The organism is Kineococcus siccus, assembly GCF_009906795.1.
GTDB classification, from domain to species: domain Bacteria; phylum Actinomycetota; class Actinomycetes; order Actinomycetales; family Kineococcaceae; genus Kineococcus; species Kineococcus siccus.
In genome coordinates this window covers 1-21,495 of sequence record NZ_JAAALN010000014.1, presented here as the reverse complement: position 1 = coordinate 21,495, position 21,495 = coordinate 1, and the positions used below count along the sequence as shown (strand labels likewise).

General features: G+C 74.9%; 26 protein-coding genes. 15 read left to right on the top strand and 11 right to left on the bottom strand.

The window, feature by feature from the left end:
• Positions 1-78: 78 nt before the first annotated feature.
• Positions 79-408, bottom strand: coding sequence for a hypothetical protein (locus GTR02_RS03625; RefSeq protein WP_166606114.1), 330 nt, complete (start codon positions 406-408; stop codon positions 79-81).
• A 100-nt stretch (positions 409-508) separates the two neighbouring features.
• Positions 509-1,438 (bottom strand): alpha/beta hydrolase fold domain-containing protein, encoded by a 930-nt coding sequence (locus tag GTR02_RS03620; RefSeq protein WP_166606113.1) that lies wholly within the window; start codon positions 1,436-1,438, stop codon positions 509-511.
• 150 nt (positions 1,439-1,588) lie between these two features.
• Between GTR02_RS03620 and GTR02_RS03615 the strand changes: the two genes are divergently transcribed.
• Together GTR02_RS03615 and GTR02_RS03610 are read left to right on the top strand one after the other, a co-directional pair.
• The gene (locus GTR02_RS03615; RefSeq protein ID WP_166606112.1) at positions 1,589-2,308 is read left to right on the top strand and encodes a hypothetical protein; all 720 of its coding nucleotides are present in this window, start codon (positions 1,589-1,591) and stop codon (positions 2,306-2,308) included.
• Positions 2,309-2,458: 150 nt separating this feature from the next.
• Positions 2,459-3,058 (top strand): hypothetical protein, encoded by a 600-nt coding sequence (locus GTR02_RS03610; protein WP_166606111.1) that lies wholly within the window; start codon positions 2,459-2,461, stop codon positions 3,056-3,058.
• 292 nt (positions 3,059-3,350) lie between these two features.
• On the opposite strand, the gene GTR02_RS03605 is transcribed toward GTR02_RS03610, so the two are convergent.
• Positions 3,351-3,647 carry an antibiotic biosynthesis monooxygenase gene (locus tag GTR02_RS03605; protein WP_166606110.1) on the bottom strand — a complete coding sequence of 99 codons (297 nt, stop codon included), beginning with the start codon at positions 3,645-3,647 and terminating at the stop codon, positions 3,351-3,353.
• A gap of 168 nt (positions 3,648-3,815) precedes the next feature.
• On the opposite strand from GTR02_RS03605, the gene GTR02_RS22710 reads away from it, so the two are divergent.
• The 4 genes from GTR02_RS22710 to GTR02_RS03585 all read left to right on the top strand — a co-directional run bounded on the left by GTR02_RS22710 (position 3,816) and on the right by GTR02_RS03585 (position 6,994).
• Complete coding sequence (locus GTR02_RS22710; RefSeq protein WP_338073552.1) at positions 3,816-4,640, top strand: class I SAM-dependent methyltransferase; 825 nt, start codon at positions 3,816-3,818, stop codon at positions 4,638-4,640.
• Entirely contained in the window at positions 4,637-5,203 is a 567-nt protein-coding gene (locus GTR02_RS22705) for a GrpB family protein (RefSeq protein ID WP_166606108.1), read from the top strand. Before GTR02_RS22710 ends, GTR02_RS22705 begins: the two co-directional genes overlap by 4 nt.
• 142 nt (positions 5,204-5,345) lie before the next feature.
• Entirely contained in the window at positions 5,346-5,696 is a 351-nt protein-coding gene (locus GTR02_RS03590) for a YciI family protein (RefSeq protein ID WP_166606107.1), read from the top strand.
• On the top strand, positions 5,693-6,994 hold the full coding sequence (locus tag GTR02_RS03585) for an RNA polymerase sigma factor (protein WP_166606106.1): 1,302 nt from the start codon (positions 5,693-5,695) through the stop codon (positions 6,992-6,994). Before GTR02_RS03590 ends, GTR02_RS03585 begins: the two co-directional genes overlap by 4 nt.
• On the opposite strand, the gene GTR02_RS22330 is transcribed toward GTR02_RS03585, so the two are convergent.
• The 3 genes from GTR02_RS22330 to GTR02_RS03570 are packed head-to-tail and all read right to left on the bottom strand — an operon-like array spanning position 6,991 to position 9,639.
• Positions 6,991-7,623 (bottom strand): TetR/AcrR family transcriptional regulator, encoded by a 633-nt coding sequence (locus GTR02_RS22330; protein ID WP_205708571.1) that lies wholly within the window; start codon positions 7,621-7,623, stop codon positions 6,991-6,993. The genes GTR02_RS03585 and GTR02_RS22330 overlap by 4 nt on opposite strands.
• A gap of 46 nt (positions 7,624-7,669) precedes the next feature.
• The gene (locus GTR02_RS03575; protein WP_166606105.1) at positions 7,670-8,950 is read right to left on the bottom strand and encodes an FtsX-like permease family protein; all 1,281 of its coding nucleotides are present in this window, start codon (positions 8,948-8,950) and stop codon (positions 7,670-7,672) included.
• Positions 8,947-9,639 (bottom strand): ABC transporter ATP-binding protein, encoded by a 693-nt coding sequence (locus GTR02_RS03570; RefSeq protein ID WP_166606104.1) that lies wholly within the window; start codon positions 9,637-9,639, stop codon positions 8,947-8,949. Before GTR02_RS03570 ends, GTR02_RS03575 begins: the two co-directional genes overlap by 4 nt.
• An 82-nt stretch (positions 9,640-9,721) precedes the next feature.
• Here GTR02_RS03570 and GTR02_RS22325 point away from each other — a divergent pair, with 82 nt between their 5' ends.
• Complete coding sequence (locus GTR02_RS22325; RefSeq protein WP_205708570.1) at positions 9,722-10,234, top strand: hypothetical protein; 513 nt, start codon at positions 9,722-9,724, stop codon at positions 10,232-10,234.
• 49 nt (positions 10,235-10,283) lie between these two features.
• On the opposite strand, the gene GTR02_RS03560 is transcribed toward GTR02_RS22325, so the two are convergent.
• Positions 10,284-11,138 (bottom strand): DNA-formamidopyrimidine glycosylase family protein, encoded by an 855-nt coding sequence (locus GTR02_RS03560; protein WP_166606103.1) that lies wholly within the window; start codon positions 11,136-11,138, stop codon positions 10,284-10,286.
• Between the two features lie 77 nt (positions 11,139-11,215).
• On the opposite strand from GTR02_RS03560, the gene GTR02_RS03555 reads away from it, so the two are divergent.
• The 4 genes from GTR02_RS03555 to GTR02_RS03540 are packed head-to-tail and all read left to right on the top strand — an operon-like array spanning position 11,216 to position 14,224.
• Complete coding sequence (locus GTR02_RS03555) at positions 11,216-12,274, top strand: CapA family protein (protein WP_166606102.1); 1,059 nt, start codon at positions 11,216-11,218, stop codon at positions 12,272-12,274.
• An 11-nt stretch (positions 12,275-12,285) separates the two neighbouring features.
• Entirely contained in the window at positions 12,286-12,648 is a 363-nt protein-coding gene (locus GTR02_RS03550) for a hypothetical protein (protein ID WP_166606101.1), read from the top strand.
• 29 nt (positions 12,649-12,677) lie between these two features.
• Complete coding sequence (locus tag GTR02_RS03545) at positions 12,678-13,055, top strand: hypothetical protein (protein ID WP_166606135.1); 378 nt, start codon at positions 12,678-12,680, stop codon at positions 13,053-13,055.
• A 5-nt stretch (positions 13,056-13,060) separates the two neighbouring features.
• Positions 13,061-14,224, top strand: a complete 1,164-nt coding sequence (locus tag GTR02_RS03540) for an MFS transporter (RefSeq protein ID WP_205708569.1) — start codon at positions 13,061-13,063, stop codon at positions 14,222-14,224.
• A gap of 25 nt (positions 14,225-14,249) precedes the next feature.
• Here the strand turns inward: GTR02_RS03540 and GTR02_RS03535 are convergent, their stop codons facing one another.
• On the bottom strand, positions 14,250-14,630 hold the full coding sequence (locus tag GTR02_RS03535; RefSeq protein ID WP_166606100.1) for an ATP-binding protein: 381 nt from the start codon (positions 14,628-14,630) through the stop codon (positions 14,250-14,252).
• Between the two features lie 210 nt (positions 14,631-14,840).
• Between GTR02_RS03535 and GTR02_RS03530 the strand changes: the two genes are divergently transcribed.
• Entirely contained in the window at positions 14,841-17,156 is a 2,316-nt protein-coding gene (locus GTR02_RS03530; protein ID WP_166606099.1) for a glycoside hydrolase family 65 protein, read from the top strand.
• Here GTR02_RS03530 and GTR02_RS03525 read toward each other — a convergent pair.
• Positions 17,083-17,796, bottom strand: a complete 714-nt coding sequence (locus tag GTR02_RS03525; RefSeq protein ID WP_166606098.1) for a Pr6Pr family membrane protein — start codon at positions 17,794-17,796, stop codon at positions 17,083-17,085. The two genes, GTR02_RS03530 and GTR02_RS03525, sit on opposite strands and share 74 nt — an antisense overlap.
• Positions 17,797-17,823: 27 nt before the next feature.
• Here GTR02_RS03525 and GTR02_RS03520 point away from each other — a divergent pair, with 27 nt between their 5' ends.
• The 3 genes from GTR02_RS03520 to GTR02_RS22320 all read left to right on the top strand — a co-directional run bounded on the left by GTR02_RS03520 (position 17,824) and on the right by GTR02_RS22320 (position 20,354).
• Entirely contained in the window at positions 17,824-18,711 is an 888-nt protein-coding gene (locus GTR02_RS03520; protein WP_166606097.1) for an Fpg/Nei family DNA glycosylase, read from the top strand.
• Positions 18,712-18,787: 76 nt separating this feature from the next.
• Positions 18,788-19,930 (top strand): glycerophosphodiester phosphodiesterase family protein, encoded by a 1,143-nt coding sequence (locus GTR02_RS03515; protein WP_205708568.1) that lies wholly within the window; start codon positions 18,788-18,790, stop codon positions 19,928-19,930.
• Positions 19,931-20,006: 76 nt separating this feature from the next.
• Positions 20,007-20,354: a hypothetical protein gene (locus tag GTR02_RS22320; RefSeq protein WP_205708567.1), complete on the top strand. Its 348-nt coding sequence runs from the start codon at positions 20,007-20,009 to the stop codon at positions 20,352-20,354.
• 18 nt (positions 20,355-20,372) lie between these two features.
• Here GTR02_RS22320 and GTR02_RS24870 read toward each other — a convergent pair whose 3' ends face one another.
• Positions 20,373-20,555, bottom strand: a complete 183-nt coding sequence (locus GTR02_RS24870; protein ID WP_166606096.1) for an HNH endonuclease signature motif containing protein — start codon at positions 20,553-20,555, stop codon at positions 20,373-20,375.
• The coding region (locus GTR02_RS03500; RefSeq protein WP_166606095.1) for a DUF222 domain-containing protein at positions 20,530-21,495 on the bottom strand (966 nt) is incomplete at its 5' end. The genes GTR02_RS03500 and GTR02_RS24870, both read right to left, overlap by 26 nt.

The window sequence follows — 21,495 nt, the reverse complement described above, 5'->3', positions numbered from 1 at the left end:
GGTCAGGGCGCGGACAGCCCTCCCGCTGCTCACCACGCGCTCACCGTCGTCCCGTGCGAGCCGGGTGAGCGCCTCCCCTCACGGCATCGTCCCGGTCGCCTGTTCCCGTGCGAGACGGCGGTTGTGGACCGCCTCGATGGTGGTCACGGGAACCGCCATGGCCGCGACGGCCGCGACGAGTCCGAGGAGGCCGACGCGATCACCGGCGTACACCCCGGCGGCTACCCCGAGGAGCGACGTCGCCCACCGCGCTGCCGTGGAGTACCACGGCTCGGTGTTCATGAACGACCACGACGGTGGGAGGGGAGCGCGCCACGGCAGCCGTTCACCGGGATGGGCGCGGGTCACGAGCGAGCCGGCCACCGCAGACGCCGCCGCGGTCGCCAGGATCAGGAACAGCCAGGTCACGCGGACACCATGCCGCACCCCCGGCACCGTGCTCGGTGGCCCGACCACTGTCACCCGGCCGGCGCAGCGCGGTGCCGACGGGTGACGGGACCCGCCCTGTTCAACCGGCCGGAGCGGACGGCGGCCCGCGGTGCTCCGCCAGCCACTCCCGCACGTCCTCTCGTGCCGCCTGCGCCATCGCGGTCGCGTGGCCGGTGAAGCCGTGCGGTGACGCGGGGTAGACGCGCAGGTCGACGTCGACACCCGCGACCGCGAGCCGGGCGGCCATCGCCACGTTGTCCTCGAGGAGGATGTCGTCGGCCCCGACCACGACCAGCACGGGCGGCAACCCCGTGACGTCGGCGTAGATCGGGGACAGGTCCGGATCCGTGCGGTCCGCGACTCCTCCGGCGTAGGCCTGCAGGAAGTACTCCCCGGCGATCCGTCGCCCGGCCGGCGTATCCCCGCCGAGGTCGTAGGTCCCGAACTCCAGCACGGCGCCCGTGAACGCCGTCACCCCCTGGTCGCGCAGCCGCAGCAGGACGCCGAGCGCGAGGGTCGCCCCGGCCGATGACCCCCCGATCGTGAGGGTGCTCGCCCCGAAACGCTCGGCGGCGTGCTCGACCAGCCACAGCGCCGCGGCCTCGCAGTCCTCCAGCGCGGCGGGCCAGGGGTGCTCGGGAGCCAGCCGGTAGTCGACGTCGACGACCACGACGCCGGAGTCGTCGGCCGAGGCGCGGTTGCGCGCGTCATCGCGGGCGGTCGGGCCGAGGTAGAAACCCCCGCCGTGCAGGTGCAGGTGGACCCCGGTCACCGGGCCGGTCGCCGGTCGGTGCACGCGCACCGACGTCCTCCGTCCGGGAACGTGCTCGACGTCCTCGGTCGTTGTCAACGCGGAAGCGGGCGGGGTCGGCGTTCGTGCTCGCAGCGCCCGGAGCTCCTCGAGGCTGTCCGGCCCGCGACCCGCGCCGCGGTGGGCGTAGAAGGTGCGGGACTCCGCGACCAGGGCGTTCAGCCGAGGATCGACCACGTGGGTCAGGCCGAGCTTCACGACGTCGCAGCCTACGGCCGGGCCACGTCCGGTTCGCCGGCGACCAGTGCAGGCCGCGGCCTCGAGCGCAGTCGTGCCCGGCGTGCAGAGGGCGTGGTTCCGGCGGTTCGGGTCAGCGGTGACCTCCGCCGCACTGGCACAGTCGGCCACGTGGCCGACGACCTGCTCCGCAACCCCGCCAACTTCCTCGAGCTGATGCTGCTGCCGCACCTGCACGAGGGTCGCGCCGAGGTCGATGTCACGGAGACGGTCGACGGCACCTGGACCGTGCAGCTGAGCGTGGACCTGGACGCCGAGTACACCAGCGAGGCCGACGCCCGCGCGGTCGCGGACTACTACCAGGACAACCTCCGGGCCTACCTCGATCACCAGCGAACCGGTCGCCGATCCTGGCGCCGTCGCAGCGAGACGGGCCCCGGCCGGTCGTCGGCGCCGCAGACCGCTGGTGCCAGTCCCCGGGGCCTGGCGAACCCCGACGCCGCCGGCTCGCTCCAGGCCGTCGCCGACGAGCTGCCCGTCGTGGGCGGAAGGTTCGGGCGCAGGCTGCAGGACGTCGACGACAGCCTCACCGTGGTCGAGTCGCTCGCCGAGCACCTGCCCCTGCCCGTCACCGAGCAGGCTCGCCTGCTGGACCTGCGGGCCGGTCTGCGCCACCTGCACCGCTCGGCCGGCCTCGTCCTCCTCGTGGAGACCGTCGAGGACCCGGGTGACACGGCACTGGGCGCGGAGGTCCTGGCCACGGCCGACCACCTGCTGCGGGGAGCACGGCTGCTGCAGCGCGACGTGCAGACGGGGCTGCTCCAGGAGCTGAGCGTCCAGCGACGCTACGCCGAGGCCAAGCACCAGCCCTCGGAGCTCGAGCTGGACTGAATCACGCCACCGTGGACTGCTGGGCCACGTCGCCGCCGCGCAATCGCACGTCACGTCTCGCGCACGAAGATCGAGGAACCTCCCTCAGTCGGCGGACTCACGTGCGGGAGTTCTGTCCCGCGAGGCCTTGGGCCGGGCACAGTGGCCTGCGTGTCCCCGTCCCGCCGCCGCACCAACGAGCCCCGGTCCGGACGTACTCGCGGACGGCTGGTCTTCACCGCGGTCGTCCTGGCTGGCGCCCTCCTGGTCTTCGCGGTGCTCCAGGGGTTCGGCCGGCTGTTCGACTCGCAAGGACTGCTCGATGCCTCGGTGACGGCCGCCCTCATCGTCCTGATCGGTACGCCCCTGAACGTGTGGGTCGGAACCGCCGTCACGGGGCGGGTGCGTCGCCACCTCGCCGCCACCGATCGGATGGAGTGCAGCTTCCGCGTCGTGGAAGGGCACCAGGACGGGCTCACGGGGCGCTGGCGTCCCGGCATCGCGACCCTGTCACCAGGGAAGATCACCTTCGTCCGCATGATCGGCGGCCTCCGCTTCCTGAAGGGGCGGCCCACCACCTTCGCGGTGCAGACGTGCGCGTCCGACCCCCCGCGGAAGCTGCGCGGCGTCGAGGCTCTGCTGGTGAAGCCGGACGCGCAAGCAGTTCGCCTGACGACCACCACGGCGGTGCTGGAGTGCGCGATCACGCCGACCGAGCGGATCGGCTGGGCGCTGCAGCAACTCGAAGCAGCGCCCTCGACTGACGACTGATCCGGGTGTGGCCGGGGAGGTCTGACGCGGCGTCATCCGATCGCCTCGACCAGGAACTCAGCGGCCCTCATCCCCACCGATCGTCCGGACTGACGCAGGGCCCGGACCAGGCCGTGCGTCCCGGAGAAGTGCTCAGGACCAGTCCGCGCTCCGCAGCGAGCCCGCGAGCCGCGATGGCGACCACTCCGGCCGAGCGGTCACCTCCCGACCGCGTGGGGCCGACCCGTGGCGTCGCCGAGCCCGGCCGCCGGTGTGCACCGCCGTGAGAGATCTCGCCGCGACCCGTGCCGTCTCAGGCCGTGGCCACCTCGCGGAAGTGCTCGACGACCGGGAACGGGTCGTAGAAGTGGTGCAGCAGCCGTCGCCACTCCTGGTACTGCGCCGACCCGCGGAAACCCTCGGTGTGGTCCGCCAGGGTGTCCCACTGCACCAGCAGCAGGTAGGTGTCGGGTCGCTCCACGCAGCGGGACAGCGTCAGGTGCCGGAACCCGGGCATCGCGGAGATGATCGACCTCGCCTCGGCGAAGGCGGCCTCGAACGAGCCGGCCTCGCCGGGGCGGACGTCGAGCAGGGCGTGTTCCAGGACCACGGACCCATGCTCCCGGACGGACGGACGGACGGACGGACGGACGGACGGACGGACGGACGGACGGACAGGCGACGCCGGGCTGCGGTTCGCTGCCGCCAGGCGGGCGCTGCTGCGCCCCCGCACCGAAAGGGATCGCACGTCGATGGTTCTGCAGGGCAGACTCGACCCGTGATCGACGGCGATGCTCCCGACCACCCGGACACTCGCGAGGACCGGACGCGCCAGGCGTGGGAGGAGGCGTCCGGCAAGCACGTGCGCGAGTACGACGCCCTGCTCGCCGAGGCCCGCGGTGCGCGCCTGCTGCCCGTCGAGGAGGAGCTGCTCGGCCCGCTGCTGGCCCGTCGACCCGACGTGCTGCACCCGCAGAGCGGTCACGGCATCGACGACATCGCCCTCATCGCGGCCGGCGCCCGCTCCGTCGTCGGGCTGGACTACAGCGCGACCGCCGTCGGCGCCGCTCAGCAGCGCGCCGACGAGCTGGGCCGTCCGTGCCGGTACCTCCTGACCCAGGTCCCGCCCTTCCCGGTGGACACCGCCAGCGCCGACCTCGTCTACACCGGCAAGGGTGCGCTGATCTGGTTGCCGGACCTGGACACCTGGGCGGCGGAGGTGGTGCGCGTCCTGCGCCCCGGGGGTCACCTCTTCGTGCACGAGGCGCACCCCGCGGTGCCGTTGTGGTCGTGGGACGAGGACGAGGCCCGGATCCGCCCGGACCGCAGCTACTTCGCCCGCACCCACGTCAACGACACGTTCCCGGCCCTCGGGGCGGTCGAGCACCAGCACACGCTGGCCGAGATCGTCATGGCGGTCACGCGTGCGGGCCTGCAGCTGCTCGAGCTGCTCGAGCACCCCGAACCCTTCTGGCGACCCGTCGGGGCGCGGGCGCAGGCGTGGGAGGGCCGGCTGCCGAACAGCTTCACCCTGCTGGCATCCGTCGACGTGACTCGGCCTGGCGCCGGCCCGGTGTCCCCCGGGGCGAGGACGTCCGCGTGAGCAGCCGCCGTGCACCGCGCCGACCGGACGTCAGCACCGTCGAGCTCGTGGGGGGCGTCGAACCCCTCGAGCTCGGACTGCGCGACCACGACGAGCGGTGGGCGGAGGCTTTCCTGTTCCACCGCGGGAGGATCCAGGACGCCCTCGGCGCGGTCCGCGCCGACGTCGAGCACATCGGTTCCACGTCCGTTCCCGGACTCGCCGCGAAACCGATCGTCGACGTCGTCGTCACGGTGGACGACATCACCGCCGAGGAGGACTACCTCGACGCGCTCCTGGCCGCGGGGTACGAACTGCGGGTCCGCGAACCGGGGCACCGTCTCGTCCGCACACCGGCCCGCGACGTCCACGTCCACGTGTACGAGCGCGGCGCTCCCGCCGTCGAGGCGTACCTGCTCCTCCGCGACCACCTCCGCGCCGACGCCGACGACCGCGCGCTCTACGAGGACACCAAGCGCGCGCTGATGACGCAGCGGTGGGCGGACACGAACGCCTACGCCGACGCCAAGACGGACGTCATCCGGGCGATCACAGCGCGGGCGGCCGCGGCCCGCGGGGGGTGAGGTCACCCGTCCCACGAGAGGCCGGCGGCACGAGGCCCTCCCGAACTGGTGGCCGCCGTGGTGTCCTTCTCCTCGCTCCCCGTTCGTCCAGAGAGCGAGGACCGCGACGAGCGCGGTCCCCAGCCACCGCGAGGAGACGCACATGCCCACCTACGCAGCCATCCTGTACAGCCGCGACGCCGACTGGACCGCTCCCGAGGAGAGCTCGACCATGGCCGACTACGGCGCCTTCAGCGCCGTGGCCGGCCCCGCCGTGACGGGCGGCGCGGCGCTCTTCCCGACCTCGACCGCCACGACCGTGCGCGTGCAGGGCGGCAAGGGTGGCGACGTGCTGACCACGGACGGGCCGTACGCCGAGGCCAAGGAGGTGCTCTCCGGCTTCTTCCTGCTCGACGCGCCCGACCTGGACGCCGCGATCCGGCTCGCCGCGCAGATCCCGGCGGCGTGGGACGGCGGGGTCGAGCTCCGCCCGGTCATCCCGATGACCGGATGACCGACGCCGCCCAGCGGCTGGCCGACGTGGTGCGGGCCGAGGGGCGCCTGGTCCTGGCGACCCTCGCCCGCACCACGCGCAGCCTCAGCGTCGCCGAGGACGCGGTCGCGGACGCCGTCGAGACGGCCCTGCTCCGCTGGCCGCGGGACGGCGTCCCCGACCAGCCGCGCGCCTGGCTCACCACCGTGGCGCGCAACAAGGCCCTGGACGCCCTGCGGCGCGAGGCCGCCCGGACCGGGAAGGAGGCCGACGCCGTGCGGCTCGCCCAGCTCAGCGCACCCGACGAGCCGGAACCCTCCGCGGTGCGCGACGACCTGCTGCGCCTCCTCTTCACCTGCTGCCACCCCGCTCTCCGACTCGACGCCCAGGTGGCGCTGGCCCTGCGCACGCTGTGCGGGCTGACCACGGCCGACGTCGCCCGCCTGCTGCTGCTGCCGGAGGCGACCGTGGCCAAGCGGCTCACCCGCGCCAAGCAGAAGATCGCGGTCGCCGGCATCCCGTACCGGGTCCCCGACGCCGAGGAGCTGCCCGCGCGGCTGGACGCCGTCGCCACGGTGGTGCACCTGCTGTTCACGGCGGGGCACAGCGGCGGCACCACCGTCGTGCGCCCGCAGCTGTGCGACGAGGCGATCCGGCTGGGGCGCCTGCTGGTGGCCCTGCTGCCGGACGAGTCGTCGCTGCAGGGCCTGCTCGCGCTCATGCTCCTCACGGACGCCCGCCGCGCCACCCGCACCGACGAGGGCGGTCGCCTCCTCACGCTGGCCGAGCAGGACCGCACGTCCTGGGACGCCGACGCGATCGCCGAAGGCGCCGCCCTCGTCCAGGGGGCGTTGCGGCGCAGCCGGTTGGCGGCCGGACGCTTCGAGCTGCAGGCCGCGATCGCCGCCTGCCACGCCACCGCGACCAGCGTGCCGGGCACCGACTGGGCGGACGTCGTCGCGCTCTACGACGCCTTGCTCCGGGTGGAGGACACCCCGGTCCCGGTGGTGCGGCTGAACCGCGCGGTCGCGGTCGGCGAGCTCGCGGGGCCGGCCGCGGGTCTCACGGCTTTGGACGCGATCGCGGGCCTCGACCGCTGGCACCTGTGGCACGCGTGCCGGGCGGAACTGCTGCTGCGCACGGGACGGCAGGACCTGGCGGTCGCTGCGTGGGAACGGGCCCTGGACTGCGCGCCGTCCCCGCCCGAGGCGGAGTTCCTGCGACGCCGGCTGGCGGGCACCGGCGCGGCGACGCACGGGGACGAGCCGGCGGCGGTGGTCGATCACGGACCCCGGGGGTCGCAGGAGCAGGGGGCCTAGAACAGCCGTCCGCCCAGCTCCCGCAACGCGTCGAGGGAGCGCAGCGCCTCCGCCCGGGGATCGGTCCCGCGGCCGTGGGCCACGGCGACCGCGCCCTGCTGCAGGACGGCGGCGGCCACGGCCGCCACCGCGGCGGTGAGTTCCGCGCGGCGCGGCTCGGCGACGCCGAGGCTCGCGAGCTTGAGGTCGATCAGCTCGTGCACCTCCGCCTGCAGCGGCTGCATGCGCTGCGCCTGGCGTCTCATCAGGTCGGGTGAGGCGGCCAGGGCCCGCAGCTGGGCGGCGTGCGCCACGGGGTCCTCCAGCGCGTCCGGGACGTGGATGACCTGCACCAGCCCGGACAGCACGCCCGCGTCGGCGTCGGCCAGCCAGACCCGCGCGGCGCGCTCGTCGATGCGCGGCAGAGCCGTGCCGAGGACGGCGTCCTCCTTGGTCCGGAAGTGGTGGAAGAACGTCCGCTGGCTCACGCCGGCGGCGGCGCAGACCTGGTCCACGGTCACGGCGTCGAGGCCCTGCTCGTCGACCAGGACGACGGCGACGCGCTCGATGCGGGCCGCCGTCGCGCGGCCACGGGCGTTGCGGCGCTTGGGTTCCGGGGCGCGCGGGTCGGGCCTGTCCAGGGTCGTCATCTCCTGTGGTTCACCGGGCCGGCCCGTCGCGGTCCGCGGACGGCGGTCACTCGTAGCGCAGGGCGGTGATGGGGTCCTGCCGCGCCGCCCGCCTGGCGGGGAGCGTACCGGCGAGGAAGGCGATGACGACGATGAGCACCACGACGAGCACGACGGCCTGCGGGCGGAACAGCAGGAGAGTCAGCCCGGGGAGTCCCGACAACGGCCCCGCGACGAGCGCGGCGCTGATGACGGTGCCCGCCGCCGCCGCCAAGGCGACGCCGATCACGCTGCCCAGCAGGCCGATCAGGCCGGCCTCGAGGCTGAAGAGGGCGAAGATGCGCCGCGGCGCCATGCCCAGGGCCTTCATGAGCCCGATCTCGCGGGTGCGTTCCTGCACGCTCATCAGCAGCGTGTTGACGATGCCGAAGGCCGCGGCGACGAGGGAGACCACCGCGAAGGCGTTGAGGATCCCGGTGATCCCCGCGATGACGGTGGTGACCACGCCGAGCTGGTCCTCGATCGTCTGCGCCTGCAGCCCGAGGGCGCCGACCTCCTCCTTCAGGGCCGCGACGTCCGCGGTCGCGGGGTCGAAGCGGGCCGTCGCGGCCGGGTAGCGGCCGGGGGAGCCGACCCCGGCGTCCTGCTGCGACGCCAGGGAGTCGAGGAAGTCGGCGCCCACGGCGGCGCCGGAGCTGAGCAGCCCCGACCGCGAGACCCCCACGACGGTGGCCGGCACCTGCCGCTGGGTCCCGGTCAGGTCGGTGAACGCGAGGGTGACCTCGCTGCCGACGGCCTGGGCGTCACCCGCGAACCCCAGCGGTGCGACGTGGTCCTGCGGGAGGACGATGCCGTCGGCGACACCCGCCGCGTCGAGCTGCCGGCCGGCGGCGAGGTCGGCCTGGGCGACGGCCCCCGTGGGTGACAGGCTGAGCTCGAACCGCGGCGAACTCCCGGCCTGGACGTAGTCGAGGGCCACGCTGCGCACGGGCCGGACGTCGCGGAGACCGCTGAGGCGTTGCAGCGCAGCCACGCTCTCGTCGGTCAGCGACGCCGCCGCTCCCGCCCCCGGGAGCCCGGCCCCACCGCCGGCGGCCGTCGACCGCGTGGGGTTGTACGTGACCGGCCCGTCCCCGGTCTGCGCGGAACCCGCGGTGACGACCAGGACGTCGTCGGCGCCCAGGGCGTCGACCTGGCGGGTCACGTAGTCGCTGACGCCCGCGCCCAGCGCCGTGGTGAGGGAGAGGGTGGACGCGCCGACCACGAGGGCCAGCACGGTGAGGGTGGTGCGCAGTCGGCTGCGGCGGACGTTGCGCAGCGCGGAGCGCAGCAGGTCGGAGGTCCTCACGCGGCCGCACCCCCGCTCAGCCGGCCGTCCTGGACGGAGACGCGGCGGCCGCAGCGCGCGGCGAGCTCCTCGTCGTGGGTCACCACGACCAGCGTGATGCCCTCGGCGTTGAGGGCGAACAGTTCCTCCTCCACCTGGGCGCCGGTCGCGCTGTCCAGGTTCCCGGTCGGCTCGTCGGCGAAGACGACCGACGGGCGGCCGACGAGGGCGCGGCTGAGCGCGGCGCGCTGCTTCTGCCCACCGGACAGGTCGATCGCGCGGTTGCGCGCCTTGTCGGCCAGGCCGAACCGTTCGAGCACCGCCATCCCGCGTTCACGGCGCGCGGGGGCCGGGACGCCGGCGATCGTCAGGGGCAGGACCACGTTCTCCAGCACCGACTCGGCGGGGTTCAGGAAGAACTGCTGGAAGACGAACCCGAACCGCTCGTTGCGCAGCCGCTGGACCTGGCGCGCCGGGAGGTCGCCGGTCGCGACGCCGTCGACGAGCAGGTCGCCCTCGTCGGGGCTGTCGAGCAGTGCCAGCAGGTGCATGAGCGTGGACTTGCCCGACCCGCTCTTGCCGACCACCGCCAGCGACTCACCCGCGCGGACCTGCAGGGACACGTCGTCGAGCGCGTGGAAGCGGGCTGAGCCCGTCCCGTACCAGCGGTGCACGTGCCGGGCCTCGAGGACCGCGGTGGGTTCATCCATGGCAGTCAGCATGCACAATCATTGCAGCAACTGCAAGGAAAAGCTATGGTGACACCCTTCCGCGGATGTCACGATGCCGCGCATGACCACGCGCGGTGTCGTCCGGGACTGGCACGACGACGAGGGCTGGGGTGTCATCGACAGCCCGCAGACACCCGGTGGGTGCTGGGTCCACGTCAGTGCCGTCGCGGTGCTCGGCGAGCCCCGGCCGGGCCTCGAGGTCGCCTTCACCTGGGAGCGGGCGGAGCAGGACGGGCACCACTACCGCGCGCTCCGCGCCTGGCCGTGGGGTGGGGAACCCGCGCAACGCCCCGGGGTGTCGGTGTTCGACGACCGCAGCGGCGCGTACACCAGCAGCCTCACGCTCACCTACGACGACCCCGTGGCCGCGGCGGCCGCCGGCGCGCCACCCGCGGGCACGACGCACTGGCCCCCGCCGCCGACCGCCCTGCTGGGCACGGTGACCGTGGCGGTGTACGAGCTCGCCGCGGGGCGCAACGAGGTGCGCATCGAGAGCGCCGGAACCCTCGACGAGCAGCTGGTCGACCTGGCCGTCGCCGAGCTGCAGCGGGTGCGCCGCCAGCTGCCGGACTGAGCGGTGCCGAGGGCGGTTCTCCTGCGACCCCGACCGCCGCCGGCCGCTCTCAGGCCTGCTCGGCGCCGCACCACCAGGTCGTCCGCCCACCCACGGTGCCGCGCACCATCTCCGCCCCGCAGCGGGGGCAGTGGCCGCCGGCGTGGCGGTGCGGGACCACCTCACCGGTGTGGACGCCGCCGTGGCGGATCGCGTGGCGGATCGCGGCCCGCAGTTCCCGGCGCAGGTCGTCGAGCTGCTCGGTACCGAGTTCCCCGGCCGGGTGCCGGGGGCTCAGCCGGCTGCGCCACAGGACCTCGTCGGCCAGGAGGTTCCCGATGCCCGCGATCGCGGACTGGTCGAGCAGCCGGGCCTTCAGCGGGGCGGTGCCGCGCCCGATCCGCTCGCGGAACTCCTCGCGCCCGATCTCGCCGGCGTCCGGACCGAGGGCCTCGACGTCGGGGTCCAGGCGCACGCGCCCGAGCCGGCGCTTGTCGAACAACCGCAGCTGCCCGCCGTCGGCGAACGTCAGCGTAAAGCGGTACCACTCCTCCTTGACGGGGGAGCGGCTCACGACGCGCTCGTTCCACGGGGCCCACGACCCCGCTCCGTCGCCGCCGTAGTCGCCGCCGACGGCCACCTCGCCTCCGCCGGAGCCGTCGGTGGGCGGGGTGACGACGAGGCGACCGCTCATGCCGAGGTGGAGGCCGAGCGCGGGCCCCTCCCCGGACGTGTCGCACCACATCGTCTTTCCCCGCCGGTGCGCGGCCGTGAGCCGGCGCCCGACCAGTGCGCTCGCGAGGTCACCGGGGGCGTGCGGGCGGCACGCGTAGGTGTCGCGGTCGTCGACGTCGGCGATCGTCCGGTCCAGCGCGTGCCCCTCGACGACCAGGCGGGCGGACTCGACCTCGGGCAGCTCCGGCACGCCGAGAACGTAGCAACGCCGCGCGCGGCGGGCGTCCCGGTGCACAGTGACCCCGACCACCTTCGGACAGGAGCCCCGTGCGCCGCCCCACCCGGAACCACCCCCTGCGGACCGCCGGGACGCTGTCGCTCGTCCTGCTGGCCGGCGCGTGCTCCTCTCCGGAACCCGCAGCACCGCCCGGCGACATCACCGTCAACGTCGCCGGCGACGTGCACTTCGCGGGGACCAGCGCGGCCGCGCTGGAACCCGGTGGGCTGCAGGCCGTCGCGGGGGTCCTGGGCGACGCCGACGTGACCGTCGTGAACCTCGAGACGGCGATCACCACGCGCGGGACGCCCGCCGCCAAGCAGTACACGTTCCGCGCGCCCCCGAGCGGGCTGCGGGCGCTGAAGGCCGCGGGCGTCGACGTCGTGGGGCTGGCGAACAACCACGGCCTCGACCACGGCCGCACCGGACTGACCGACACGCTCGCCGCGGGGACGGCCGAGGGGCTCCCGGTCATCGGCATCGGCCAGGACGCCGCGGCCGCCTACCGGCCGTGGACGACGACCGTGCGGGGGCACCGGCTCGCGGTGTTCGACGCCACGCAGGTGCTGGACACCTCGCTGGCCCGCGCCTGGACGGCGACGGACGACCAGCCCGGGCTCGCGTCGGTGCAGGACGACGCCGGCCGCGCCCGGCTCGTGGCGGGCGTGCGGGCGGCCCGGGGCAGCGCCGACTCCGTGGTCGTGCTGCTGCACTGGGGCCGGGAGCTCGACGAGTGCCCGCTGCCCGCGCAGCAGGACCTCGCCGCCGACCTCGTCGCCGCGGGCGCCGACGCCGTCGTCGGCTCGCACGCCCACCGCCAGCTCGGCCAGGGCTGGCTGTCGGCGGGGGACCGGAGCGCGTTCGTCGACTACGGCCTCGGGAACTTCGTCTTCTACGCACGCGGTTCCGGCGTGACGACCCAGAGCGGCGTCCTGCGGCTGACCCTGCCGGGCACGGGCGGCGTGAGCGTGGCGCAGTGGCGGCCCGCGCAGATCCGCTCGGGCGTGCCGGTGCCCCTGGAGGGGGCCGCGGCCGACGCGGCGGTAGCCGCCAAGGCCGCGCTGCGGCCCTGCACGGACCTCGCGGCCACCCCCGCGGGCGCGCCGTAGAGTGGCGTCTCGTGTCCGGGACCCTCGTCGCCGTCGTGTGCGTCCTGGCGCTGGTGATGACCGTGTGGGCCGTGGCCACGGTGGCGCTGGACAAGCGGGTGCAGCTGCCCCACCTCGTCGGCCTCGCCGTCGTCGAGCTGGGCGTCCTGGCCCTCGTCGGCGCCGGCGTCGCGGCCCTCGTCTCGGGCACGCGCCCCGCCGAGCTGGCGACGGCCATCGCCTACCTCGTCGTCGCCCCGTTCCTGCTCCCCGCCGCGACGTTCTGGACGATCGCGGACCGGTCGCGGCCCAGCACGCTCGTGCTCGTCGTGGGCTGCTTCGCCGTCGTGGTCGTCCTGTACCGGGTGTACCTGCTGTTCCAGGTCACGGCGTGAGCGGGCCCGCGGGAGCGCCCCCGCGCACCATGGGACTGGGCCGCGCCCTCGTCGCGCTGTACGCCGTCTTCGCGGTGGCGGCCGTCTCGCGCGCGGGCGTCCAGATCGCCACCGACTTCGAGGCCGCCCCGCTGGCCTACCTGCTGTCGGCGTTCTCGGGCGTCGTCTACGTGCTCGCCACGCTCGGTCTCGCCCGGACGGGGGCCCGCTGGCGCCGCGTCGCCTGGGCGGCCTGCTCGGTCGAGCTCGTCGGCGTCATCACCGTCGGGTTCCTCAGCCTGGCCGACCCGCAGGCGTTCCCGGACTCCACGGTGTGGTCCGGGTTCGGCAGCGGCTACGTCTACGTGCCGCTCGTGCTGCCCGTGCTCGGCCTGGTCTACCTGCGCCGCGAGTCCCGGCGCCGCTGAGCCCCGTGGAACGTCGCCGCACCACCGCCCTGCTGCTCGCGGGGATCGTCCTCGTGGCCTGCGTCATGCGCGCGCCCATCACCGGCGTCGGGTCGGTCCTGCCCGCCATCTCCGCCGACGAGCGGCTCACCAGCACGACCGCGGGGCTGCTGACCGCCCTGCCGCTGCTGGCGTTCGCCGCGGCCTCGGGCGTCGTGCCCCGCCTGGCGGGGCGGCTCGGGCTGCGCCGCACGCTGTTCGTCGCGCTGCTCCTGCTGCTGGCGGGCAGCGTCCTGCGCTCGGTCCCGGGCGTGGTCGCGCTCTTCGCGGGCACTGCCCTGCTGGGCGTGGCCATCGCGGTGGTCAACGTCCTGCTGCCGGCCCTGCTGCGCCGGGAGTTCCCCTCCCGGGTCGCGCTGATGACCAGCGGCTACGTCGTCGTCATGGGTCTCGCCGGCAGCATCGCCGCCGGCGCCGTCGTCCCGCTGTCCGGGGCGCTGCCCGGCGGCTGGCGCACGGCGCTCGCGGTCTGGGGCGCGCCGGCCCTGCTGGCCGCCGTCGTCTGGACGGCCCAGCTGCGTCGGGCCGAGCCCGTCGTGGCGGGCGGGGAGCACGCGCGGGCCCCGTGGCGCTCGCCGCTGGCCTGGTCGGTGACGGCGTTCATGGGCTGCCAGTCGGTGACGTTCTACGTCCTCGTCGCCTGGCTGCCGACCGTCCTGCGCGACCGGGCCGGGCTCGGTCCCGAGGCCGCGGGCTGGCACCTGTCGCTCGTCCAGGGGGCGGGCGTGGTCGCGAGCCTCGCCGTCCCCCTGGTCGCCCGGTCCGTGACCGGCAGCCGCCGCGCGTCCGTCGTGACGTCCCTCGTCACGGCGGCCGGGTTCCTCGTGCTGCTCGTGGCGCCGCACCAGGCGGGCCTCGCGAGCGTCGTCCTGGGCCTCGGGGGAGGAGCGACGGTCGTGCTCGCGCTGTCGACCTTCTCGGCGCGCGCCGCCGACGCGGCCGGGGCCGCCGCGCTGTCCGGCATGGCGCAGTCGGTGGGCTACCTGGTGGCGGCCGCGGGTCCCGTCACCATCGGCGCGATCCACGCGGCGACGGGCTCCTGGACGGTCCCGCTCGTGCTCCTGGCCGTCGTCGCCGGCGGGCAAGCCGTCGTCGCGCGGGCCGCGGGCCGCGACGCCGTGGTGGCCTGAGCGGCACTCCGCCGGCCGGCGGACGTCAGACGATCGCGACCTCGAACCAGACCATCTTGCCCAGCGGGCCCACCGCGAGGTCGGTGCCCCAGCGGCTGGACAGCAGCTCCACCATCGCCATCCCGCGGCCGCTCTCGGCGTCCTCGCGCTGGGCCCCGATGAGGGGCATCCCGCCGCCGTCGTCGGCGACCTCGATGCGCAGCGTCGTGCTCCCGAGCCGCTCCAGGCTGACGTGGACCATCCCGTCGCCGTGGACGACGGCGTTCGTGACCACCTCGCTCGCGAGCAGCAGCACGGACTCCACGGTGTCCTCCTGCAGCTCCTTGGCCCGCACCCAGGGCGTGCACCACTCGCCGATGAGCCAGCGGGCGACGCCGACCGACTTCGGGGTGGGAGGGAGGACCACGCGGAACAAAGGGCCCTCGACCTCCAGGTGCGTCGGGCGCGAGGAGCTGGCCGCGCGCCTGGTCTGCGGTGTCCATGTGAGCCGAGTCATCATGGTGTGACTCACAGTCAATCACCCGGGGGCGTCCTTGTCCCTGCACTCAGCACTCTGACGACTCCCGTCGGGCGGTGTGGACGTGCGCGCGGGCGGACCGGCTGCTCGGATGCACGCATGGGCGGAGCAGGCAGCACCCGGAGCAAGGACCTCGGAGCGGTGCACCCGTGGGCGGTGGTCGAGGACGGGCTGGACACCTCAGCCCTCGAGCGGACCGAGTCGCTGTTCTCGCTGTCCAACGGCCGGACGGGGGTGCGCGGCTCCCTCGACGAGGGCTCACCGCACGGCTCGCCCGGCTGCTACCTCAGCGGGGCCTACGAGCTCTGGCCCGTCTCCTACCCCGAGTACAGCTACGGCTACCCGAAGGTGCAGGAGCGCATCGTCGGCGTCCCCGCCCCGACGCTCGTCGAGCTGTTCCTGGGCGGTGAGCGCTTCGACGTGCGCACGGGCGAGCTGGCCGAGCACCGGCGGACGCTGGACCTGCGGGCCGGGACCCTGCAGCGCGTGGCCCGGTGGACCTCCCCCGGCGGCGCGGCGGTCGAGGTCCGCTCGGAGCGCCTCGTGCCGCTGGAGCGGCCCGGGCTGTTCGCCGTGGACTACCGCGTCCGGCCCCTCGACGCCCCGCTCGACGTCGAGGTGCGTTCCGCGCTGGTAGCCGGCGAGGACCTGCACGAGACGATCACCGAGGCCGGTGCGCGCGGCGGCAGCCTGCGCCAGCGCACCGACGGCAGCGGGCTCGCCGTGGCCGTCCACGTCGACCACGACGTCACCGGCCCCGCGGCCACCGAGGTGCGCACCCACGCCGCCCCGGACCGCGTCGTGACGAGCGTGTGCGCGCGGCTCGCGCCCGGCCAGGAGCTGCGGGTCGTGAAGGTCGTGGCGCTCGGCAGCGCCCCGCACATCGCCCGGGAGGCGCTCGCCGAGGACCTGCGGACCGCGCTCAGCGAGGGCCTGCGCAGCGGGTGGGAGCACCTCGCGGCGCAGCAGCGGGCCGTGCTCGACGACTTCTGGGAGCACGCCGACGTGCGGGTCGACGGCGACGACGCCCTGCAGCAGGCCGTGCGCTTCGCGCTGTTCCACGTCCTGCAGGCCGCGGCCCAGGGGACCGACCGGGGGATCCCGGCCAAGGGCCTCACGGGCGTCGGCTACGACGGGCACACGTTCTGGGACACCGAGGTGTTCGTCATGCCGGTGCTCAACCACGTGTGGCCCGAGGCGGCGCGGGACGCGCTGCGCTGGCGGCACGCCATGCTGCCGGCCGCGCGGGAGCGGGCGCAGGAGCTCGGGCTGGCCGGCGCGACCTTCCCGTGGCGGACCATCACGGGCCGGGAGAGCTCGGGCTACTGGCCCGCGGGCACCGCCGCGGTGCACCTGAACGCCGACATCGCCGACGCCGCCGTCCGGCACCTCGACGCGACGGGCGACGAGGAGATCGCCGAGGCCGTCGTCGACATCGTCGTGGAGACCGCCCGGTCCTGGGTCGTGCTGGGCCGCGAGGACGACGAGGGTCGCTTCCACGTCGACGGGGTCACGGGCCCCGACGAGTACAGCGCGCTGGTCGACGACAACACCTACACGAACCTCATGGCGCAGGCGAACCTGCGCGCGGCCGTCGACCTGCTCGAGCGCCACCCCGGCCGCCGCGAGGTCCTCGGCGTCGAGCAGGCCGAGGTCGACGACTGGGTGCGGCTGGCCGACGCCGTCCACCTGCCGCGCGACCGGCGGACCGGCATGCCCACGCAGGACGCCGGGTGCACCGACCGCAAGCAGTGGGACTTCGACGCGACCACGCCCGAGCAGTACCCGCTCGCCGACCACTTCCCGTACTTCAGCCTCTACCGCCGCCAGGTCGCCAAGCAGGCCGACCTCGTCCTCGCCATGCACCTGCGCCCCGACGCGTTCACGCTGGAGGACAAGCGCGCGTCCTTCGAGTACTACGAGGGCCTCACGGTCCGCGACTCCTCCCTCTCGGCGTCGGTGCAGGCGGTCCTCGCCGCCGAGGTGGGCCACCTGGAGCTCGCCGCGGACTACGTCCACGAGGCCGCGTTCGTCGACCTGCACGACCTGCGGGAGTCGACCAGCGACGGCCTGCACGTCGCGTCGCTCGCGGGGGCCTGGACCGCGCTCGTCGCGGGCTACGGCGGGATGCGCGACGCGGGGGGCCGGCTGCGGTTCGCCCCCCGGCTCCCGCCCGGGCTGCAAGGGCTGACGTTCCGCACCCGGCACCGCGGTTCCTGCCTCGAGGTCGCCGTCACGCCCGAGGAGGCGACCTACACGCTGGTCGGGGGCGACCCCGTCCCGACGGCGCACCACGGCGAGGAGTTCACGGTGGGTCCCGGCGAGGGCCGCACCCTGCCGATCAGCCCCGTGGAGGAGCGGCCACGTCCCCGGCAGCCCCCGAGCCGCGACCCGCGGGAGGTGTGCCGCCGCTGAGCGCGCGGCGGCGGCCCAGCAGGTGGTCGAGGCCGGCGAAGCCCAGCGCCAGCACGGCGAAGGAGGGGGCCAGCACCGCGAACGACAGCGCGACGCCGCCGTACCCGAGCTCGTCGACGTCGACGAACGGGTAGGGGTAGTGCGGCGGCCCGGTCGTCAGCGCGCCGCGCACCAGGACGAACACGAAGTACAGGACCGGGTAGACCAGCCAGAGCAGGCTGCGGCGCGCGCCCGCACCCGGGTGCGGGCGCAGCAGCACCCAGTCGAGCAGCGCCAGCAGCGGCGCCACGACGTGGAGCAGGTCGGAGCTCGGCCGGCCCGAGAGCAGCAGCACCGCCCCGTCCCCACCCCCCGGGACGAGCACGGTGTTGTACACGGCGAAGGTGATGGTGACGAAGAACGCCGCCCCCCCGACGAACCACGCGGAGGGCCCGGGGCGGTGCCGGACCTCCGCGACCACCGACCAGGCCGCGACCGCCGCCAGCAGCAGGTTGCTCTGGATCGTGAAGTACACGAGCTTCCCGCCGAGGCCCGCGAGGGTGAACCGCGGGTCGGCGAAGGTGGCCGCGGGGTCGCTCAGCACGCCGGCGAGGACGACGACGACGACGAGGGACCGCACCGCGGTGGGGAGGACGCGCACCACGCGACTCTGCCCCACACTGGTCGGATGCCGGAACTCCCCGAGGTCGAGGCGCTCGCCGCGTTCCTGCGCGAGCGGCTCGTGGACCGCGTGGTCTCGCGCGTCGAGGTCGCCGCCATCAACGTCCTGAAGACCTTCGACCCGCCGCCCACCTCGCTCGCGGGGCTCATGGTCGCCGGCGTGACCCGGCACGGGAAGTGGATCGACATCGACGTCGACGGCCTGCACCTCGTGGTGCACCTCTCCCGCGCGGGCTGGTTGCGGTACTCCGACGCGCTGCCCGCGGCGCCGCTGCGGCCCGGCGGCAAGAACCCGGTCGCGCTGCGCGTGCGGCTCGCCCCGCAGGACGACGAGGCCGAGGACCGGCCGCCCGGTTTCGACCTGACCGAGGCGGGGACCCAGAAGCGGCTCGCGGTGCACGTCGTGCGGGACCCGCTGCAGGTGCCCGGCATCGCGTCCCTCGGCCCGGACCCGCTGGCCCCCGGGTTCGACCTGCCGGCGTTCGCGAAGCTCCTGGCCGGGTCGCGCCAGCAGGTCAAGGGGCTGCTGCGCGAGCAGTCCGTCCTGGCGGGCGTCGGCAACGCCTACTCCGACGAGGTGCTGCACGCCGCACGGCTGTCGCCCTACGCGGCGGCCGGGAAGCTCTCGGACACCGAGGTCGAGACGCTGTACACGGCCCTGCAGACGACGCTGCACGAGGCCATCGCCGCGGCGGGCGGGAAGGCCGCGAGCCAGCTCAAGGACGCCAAGCGCGCCGGCATGCGCGTGCACGGGCGGACGGGACTGCCGTGCCCGGTCTGCGGTGACACCGTGCGCGAGGTGTCCTTCGCCGACCGCTCGATGCAGTACTGCGCGACGTGCCAGACCGGCGGCAAGGTCCTCGCCGACCGGAGGATGTCCCGCCTGCTGAAGTGAACCGTCACGCGACGGACACCCGGAGTTCGCCGTCCTCAGGTCGCGCACAGGCGGCGCAGCGAGTTCACTGCGGCCCGTGACCCTCCCCCAGAGCCCCCGCCGGCACCGCCGCCGGCTCCGTGCCGCCCTCGCCGCCGGCGTCACCGCCGCCGTCCTCCTCCCCGTCGGGCCCGCGACCGCGAGCGGGTCGGACGAGCCGTCCGTCGTCGGCCACCGCGGCGCCTCGGCCTACCGCCCCGAGCACACCCTGCCCGCCTACGACCTCGCCGCCCGGATGGGCGCCGACGTCATCGAACCCGACCTCGTCTCCACCTCCGACGGCGTGCTCGTCGTCCGCCACGAGAACGAGATCTCCGGCACCACCGACGTGGCGACCCACCCCGAGTTCGCCGACCGGAAGACGACCAAGACGGTCGACGGCGTCGAGCTCACCGGGTGGTTCACGGAGGACTTCACCCTCGCCGAGCTGAAGACCCTGCGCGCCGTCGAACGCCTGCCCGAGCTGCGCCAGGAGAACACCATCTTCAACGGCCGCGACGAGATCCCCACGTTCGAGGAGGTCCTCGACGAGCGCGAGCACCTCTCCGACGAGCTCGACCGCGAGATCGGGGTCATCCCCGAGATCAAGCACTCGACGTACTTCCAGGGCATCGGGCTGCCCATGGAGGAGAAGGTCGTCGAGGCGCTCGAGGAGGCCGGCCTGAACCACCGCGGCTCCGTCGCCACGGTCCAGTCGTTCGAGCTCACGAACCTGCGGGAGCTGCGCACCCGCTACGGCCTGCGCGCCGACACGGTGTTCCTCACCTCCGCCACCGGGGCGCCCGCCGACCTCGTGGCGGCCGGGGACCCGCGGCAGTACGCCGACCTCCTGACCCCCGCGTCGCTGAAGCGGATCTCCCGCTACGTCGACGTCCTCGGACCGTCGCTGGACCAGGTCGTCCCGCGCAACACCGACGGCACCCTGGGCACCCCGAGCCGCCTCGTCGCGGACGCGCACCGCGCGGGCCTCGAGGTCGTCCCGTACACGCTGCGCCCGGAGAACTCGTTCCTGCCGGTGGACTACCGCACCGGCACCGACCCCGCCGCCTACGGGCGGGTGCTGGACCTCGCGGTCGTCTACTACGCGACCGGCATCGACGGCATCTTCACCGACTCGCCGGACATCGGCGTCGCGGCCCGCGACGAGTTCCTCGCCTCCGAGGAGGAGGCCGCGGCCTGACGGCTGCCCCCCGCTCTCGTCCCACCCGGCGCGGTGTCCTCCCTGGGGAGGACACCGCGCTTCCGTCTGCGCTCCGATGCCGGCGCACGCGTTCCGGCGCACGATGGAGGGGTCGGCCGGGGTGGCCGGCGGGGTGGCGGAAGAGGTGGTCCGGATGGGCGCGGTGTTGACGGTCCTGGCGGGCGCCGGCCTGGTGGCCGGGGTGCTCGTGGTGGTCGGGCTGGCGCTGGGGGGCCGGGCGGCCCGGGCGGGGCGCGAGTCCGGGCAGCTCCTGGTGGCGCCCCGCGGCGCGCGGTTCGGTGACGCGTCGCGCCTCGTGGTCGTGACGGCGCGTCCCGCACCGGTGCAGCAGGTCCAGCCCGCGCGGGTGACGGTGCACGTGCACCGCGCGGACCCGCGGACGTGGTTCCACCGCGCGGCCTGACGAAGCGTCAGGCGCGGCTCAGTAGGGCGGTGGGTCGGTGCTGGTGTCGTGGGTGTGGCCGGTGGGGGAGGTCCACCGCCAGCCGCGGGTGGGCAGGGGTCTCACCTGCCAGCGGGTGTGGGTCTTCAGGCGGTGGTGGAGGCGGCACTGGGGGGCGAGGTTGTCGACGCTCGTCTCACCACCCTGGGCGTAGGGGATCACGTGGTCGAGGTCGCAGTTCTCGGCCGGGGTTGGTGCAGCCCGGGAAGACGCAGGTGGTGTCCCTGGCCCTGACCCGGCGGGTCATCGCGGCGGAGGGTCGGTAGGTGCGGGTCCCGACGTCGAGGACGCCTCCGGTGGGGTCGGTGAGGAGGCGCCGCCAGGTGCCGCAGGCGGCGAGGTCGCGGGCGACGTCGGCGGGGACGGTCAGGGCGAGGGTCGGGGTGACGACCTCGGCGGGTTCCTCGTCGAGACCGAGCAGGGTGGTCGCGGCGACGGTGACGCTGACCCGGACCGACGGCGAGGTTCCGGCTCCGGTGTGCAGGTCGAGGAGCGCGTCGGCGCGCCGGGCGGCGTGGCTGCGTCCCCGCTCGTCCACCCCGCGGGGGTCCTCGGGGTGGGTGGCGTCGGCGCACCCGGTGAGGACCGCGTCCAGGCGCAGGGCTTCGGCGAGGGGGAGCAGACCGGTGAGGTGGGCGGTGAGGCCGTCGTCGCAGGCTTCGATGCGCACGAACCGGGCGGTCTCGCGCTGGACCTTCGTCCGCAGGGTGTGCCCGGACGACAAGCGGGTCAGCGTCCGCTGCAGGCGCCGGCGGAGCTGCTTGACGGACAGGTGGTCGGCGCCGGAGAGGCAGGTCTTCTCCAGGTCCGCGCGCGCCCGGCGCAACGCGTCGTCGGTGTGGAGCGGGTCGCCGTCGCCACCGTCGGGGTCCAGGACCCGCTCGGCGAGCAGGTCGCTGGTGGCCCGGACGGCCTTGACGTGGCCGTGGTGGAGGTCGCCGGCGGCGTAGGCGTCCAGGGTCGCGGGTAGGTCCTCGGTCAACGTCCGGGCGGTGGTGATGCGCTGGTGCGCGGTGGCGTCGGCGATCCGCAGGGCCGCGCACAGCTCGGAGGCGAGGACCTGCTCCCCGGTGAGCTGCACCGGGTCGGTGTCGTCGGCGGC

Bases quoted from the DNA above. Each gene is read 5' to 3' on its own strand.
- GTR02_RS03590 (WP_166606107.1), top strand. From the start codon at position 5,346: ATGCCCACCTACGCAGCCATCCTGTACAGCCGCGACGCCGACTGGACC.
- GTR02_RS03585 (WP_166606106.1), top strand. From the start codon at position 5,693: ATGACCGACGCCGCCCAGCGGCTGGCCGACGTGGTGCGGGCCGAGGGG.
- GTR02_RS22330 (WP_205708571.1), bottom strand. From the start codon at position 7,623: ATGACGACCCTGGACAGGCCCGACCCGCGCGCCCCGGAACCCAAGCGC.
- GTR02_RS03570 (WP_166606104.1), bottom strand. From the start codon at position 9,639: ATGGATGAACCCACCGCGGTCCTCGAGGCCCGGCACGTGCACCGCTGG.
- GTR02_RS22325 (WP_205708570.1), top strand. From the start codon at position 9,722: ATGACCACGCGCGGTGTCGTCCGGGACTGGCACGACGACGAGGGCTGG.
- GTR02_RS03545 (WP_166606135.1), top strand. From the start codon at position 12,678: ATGGGACTGGGCCGCGCCCTCGTCGCGCTGTACGCCGTCTTCGCGGTG.
- GTR02_RS03530 (WP_166606099.1), top strand. From the start codon at position 14,841: ATGGGCGGAGCAGGCAGCACCCGGAGCAAGGACCTCGGAGCGGTGCAC.
- GTR02_RS03520 (WP_166606097.1), top strand. From the start codon at position 17,824: ATGCCGGAACTCCCCGAGGTCGAGGCGCTCGCCGCGTTCCTGCGCGAG.
- GTR02_RS22320 (WP_205708567.1), top strand. From the start codon at position 20,007: ATGCCGGCGCACGCGTTCCGGCGCACGATGGAGGGGTCGGCCGGGGTG.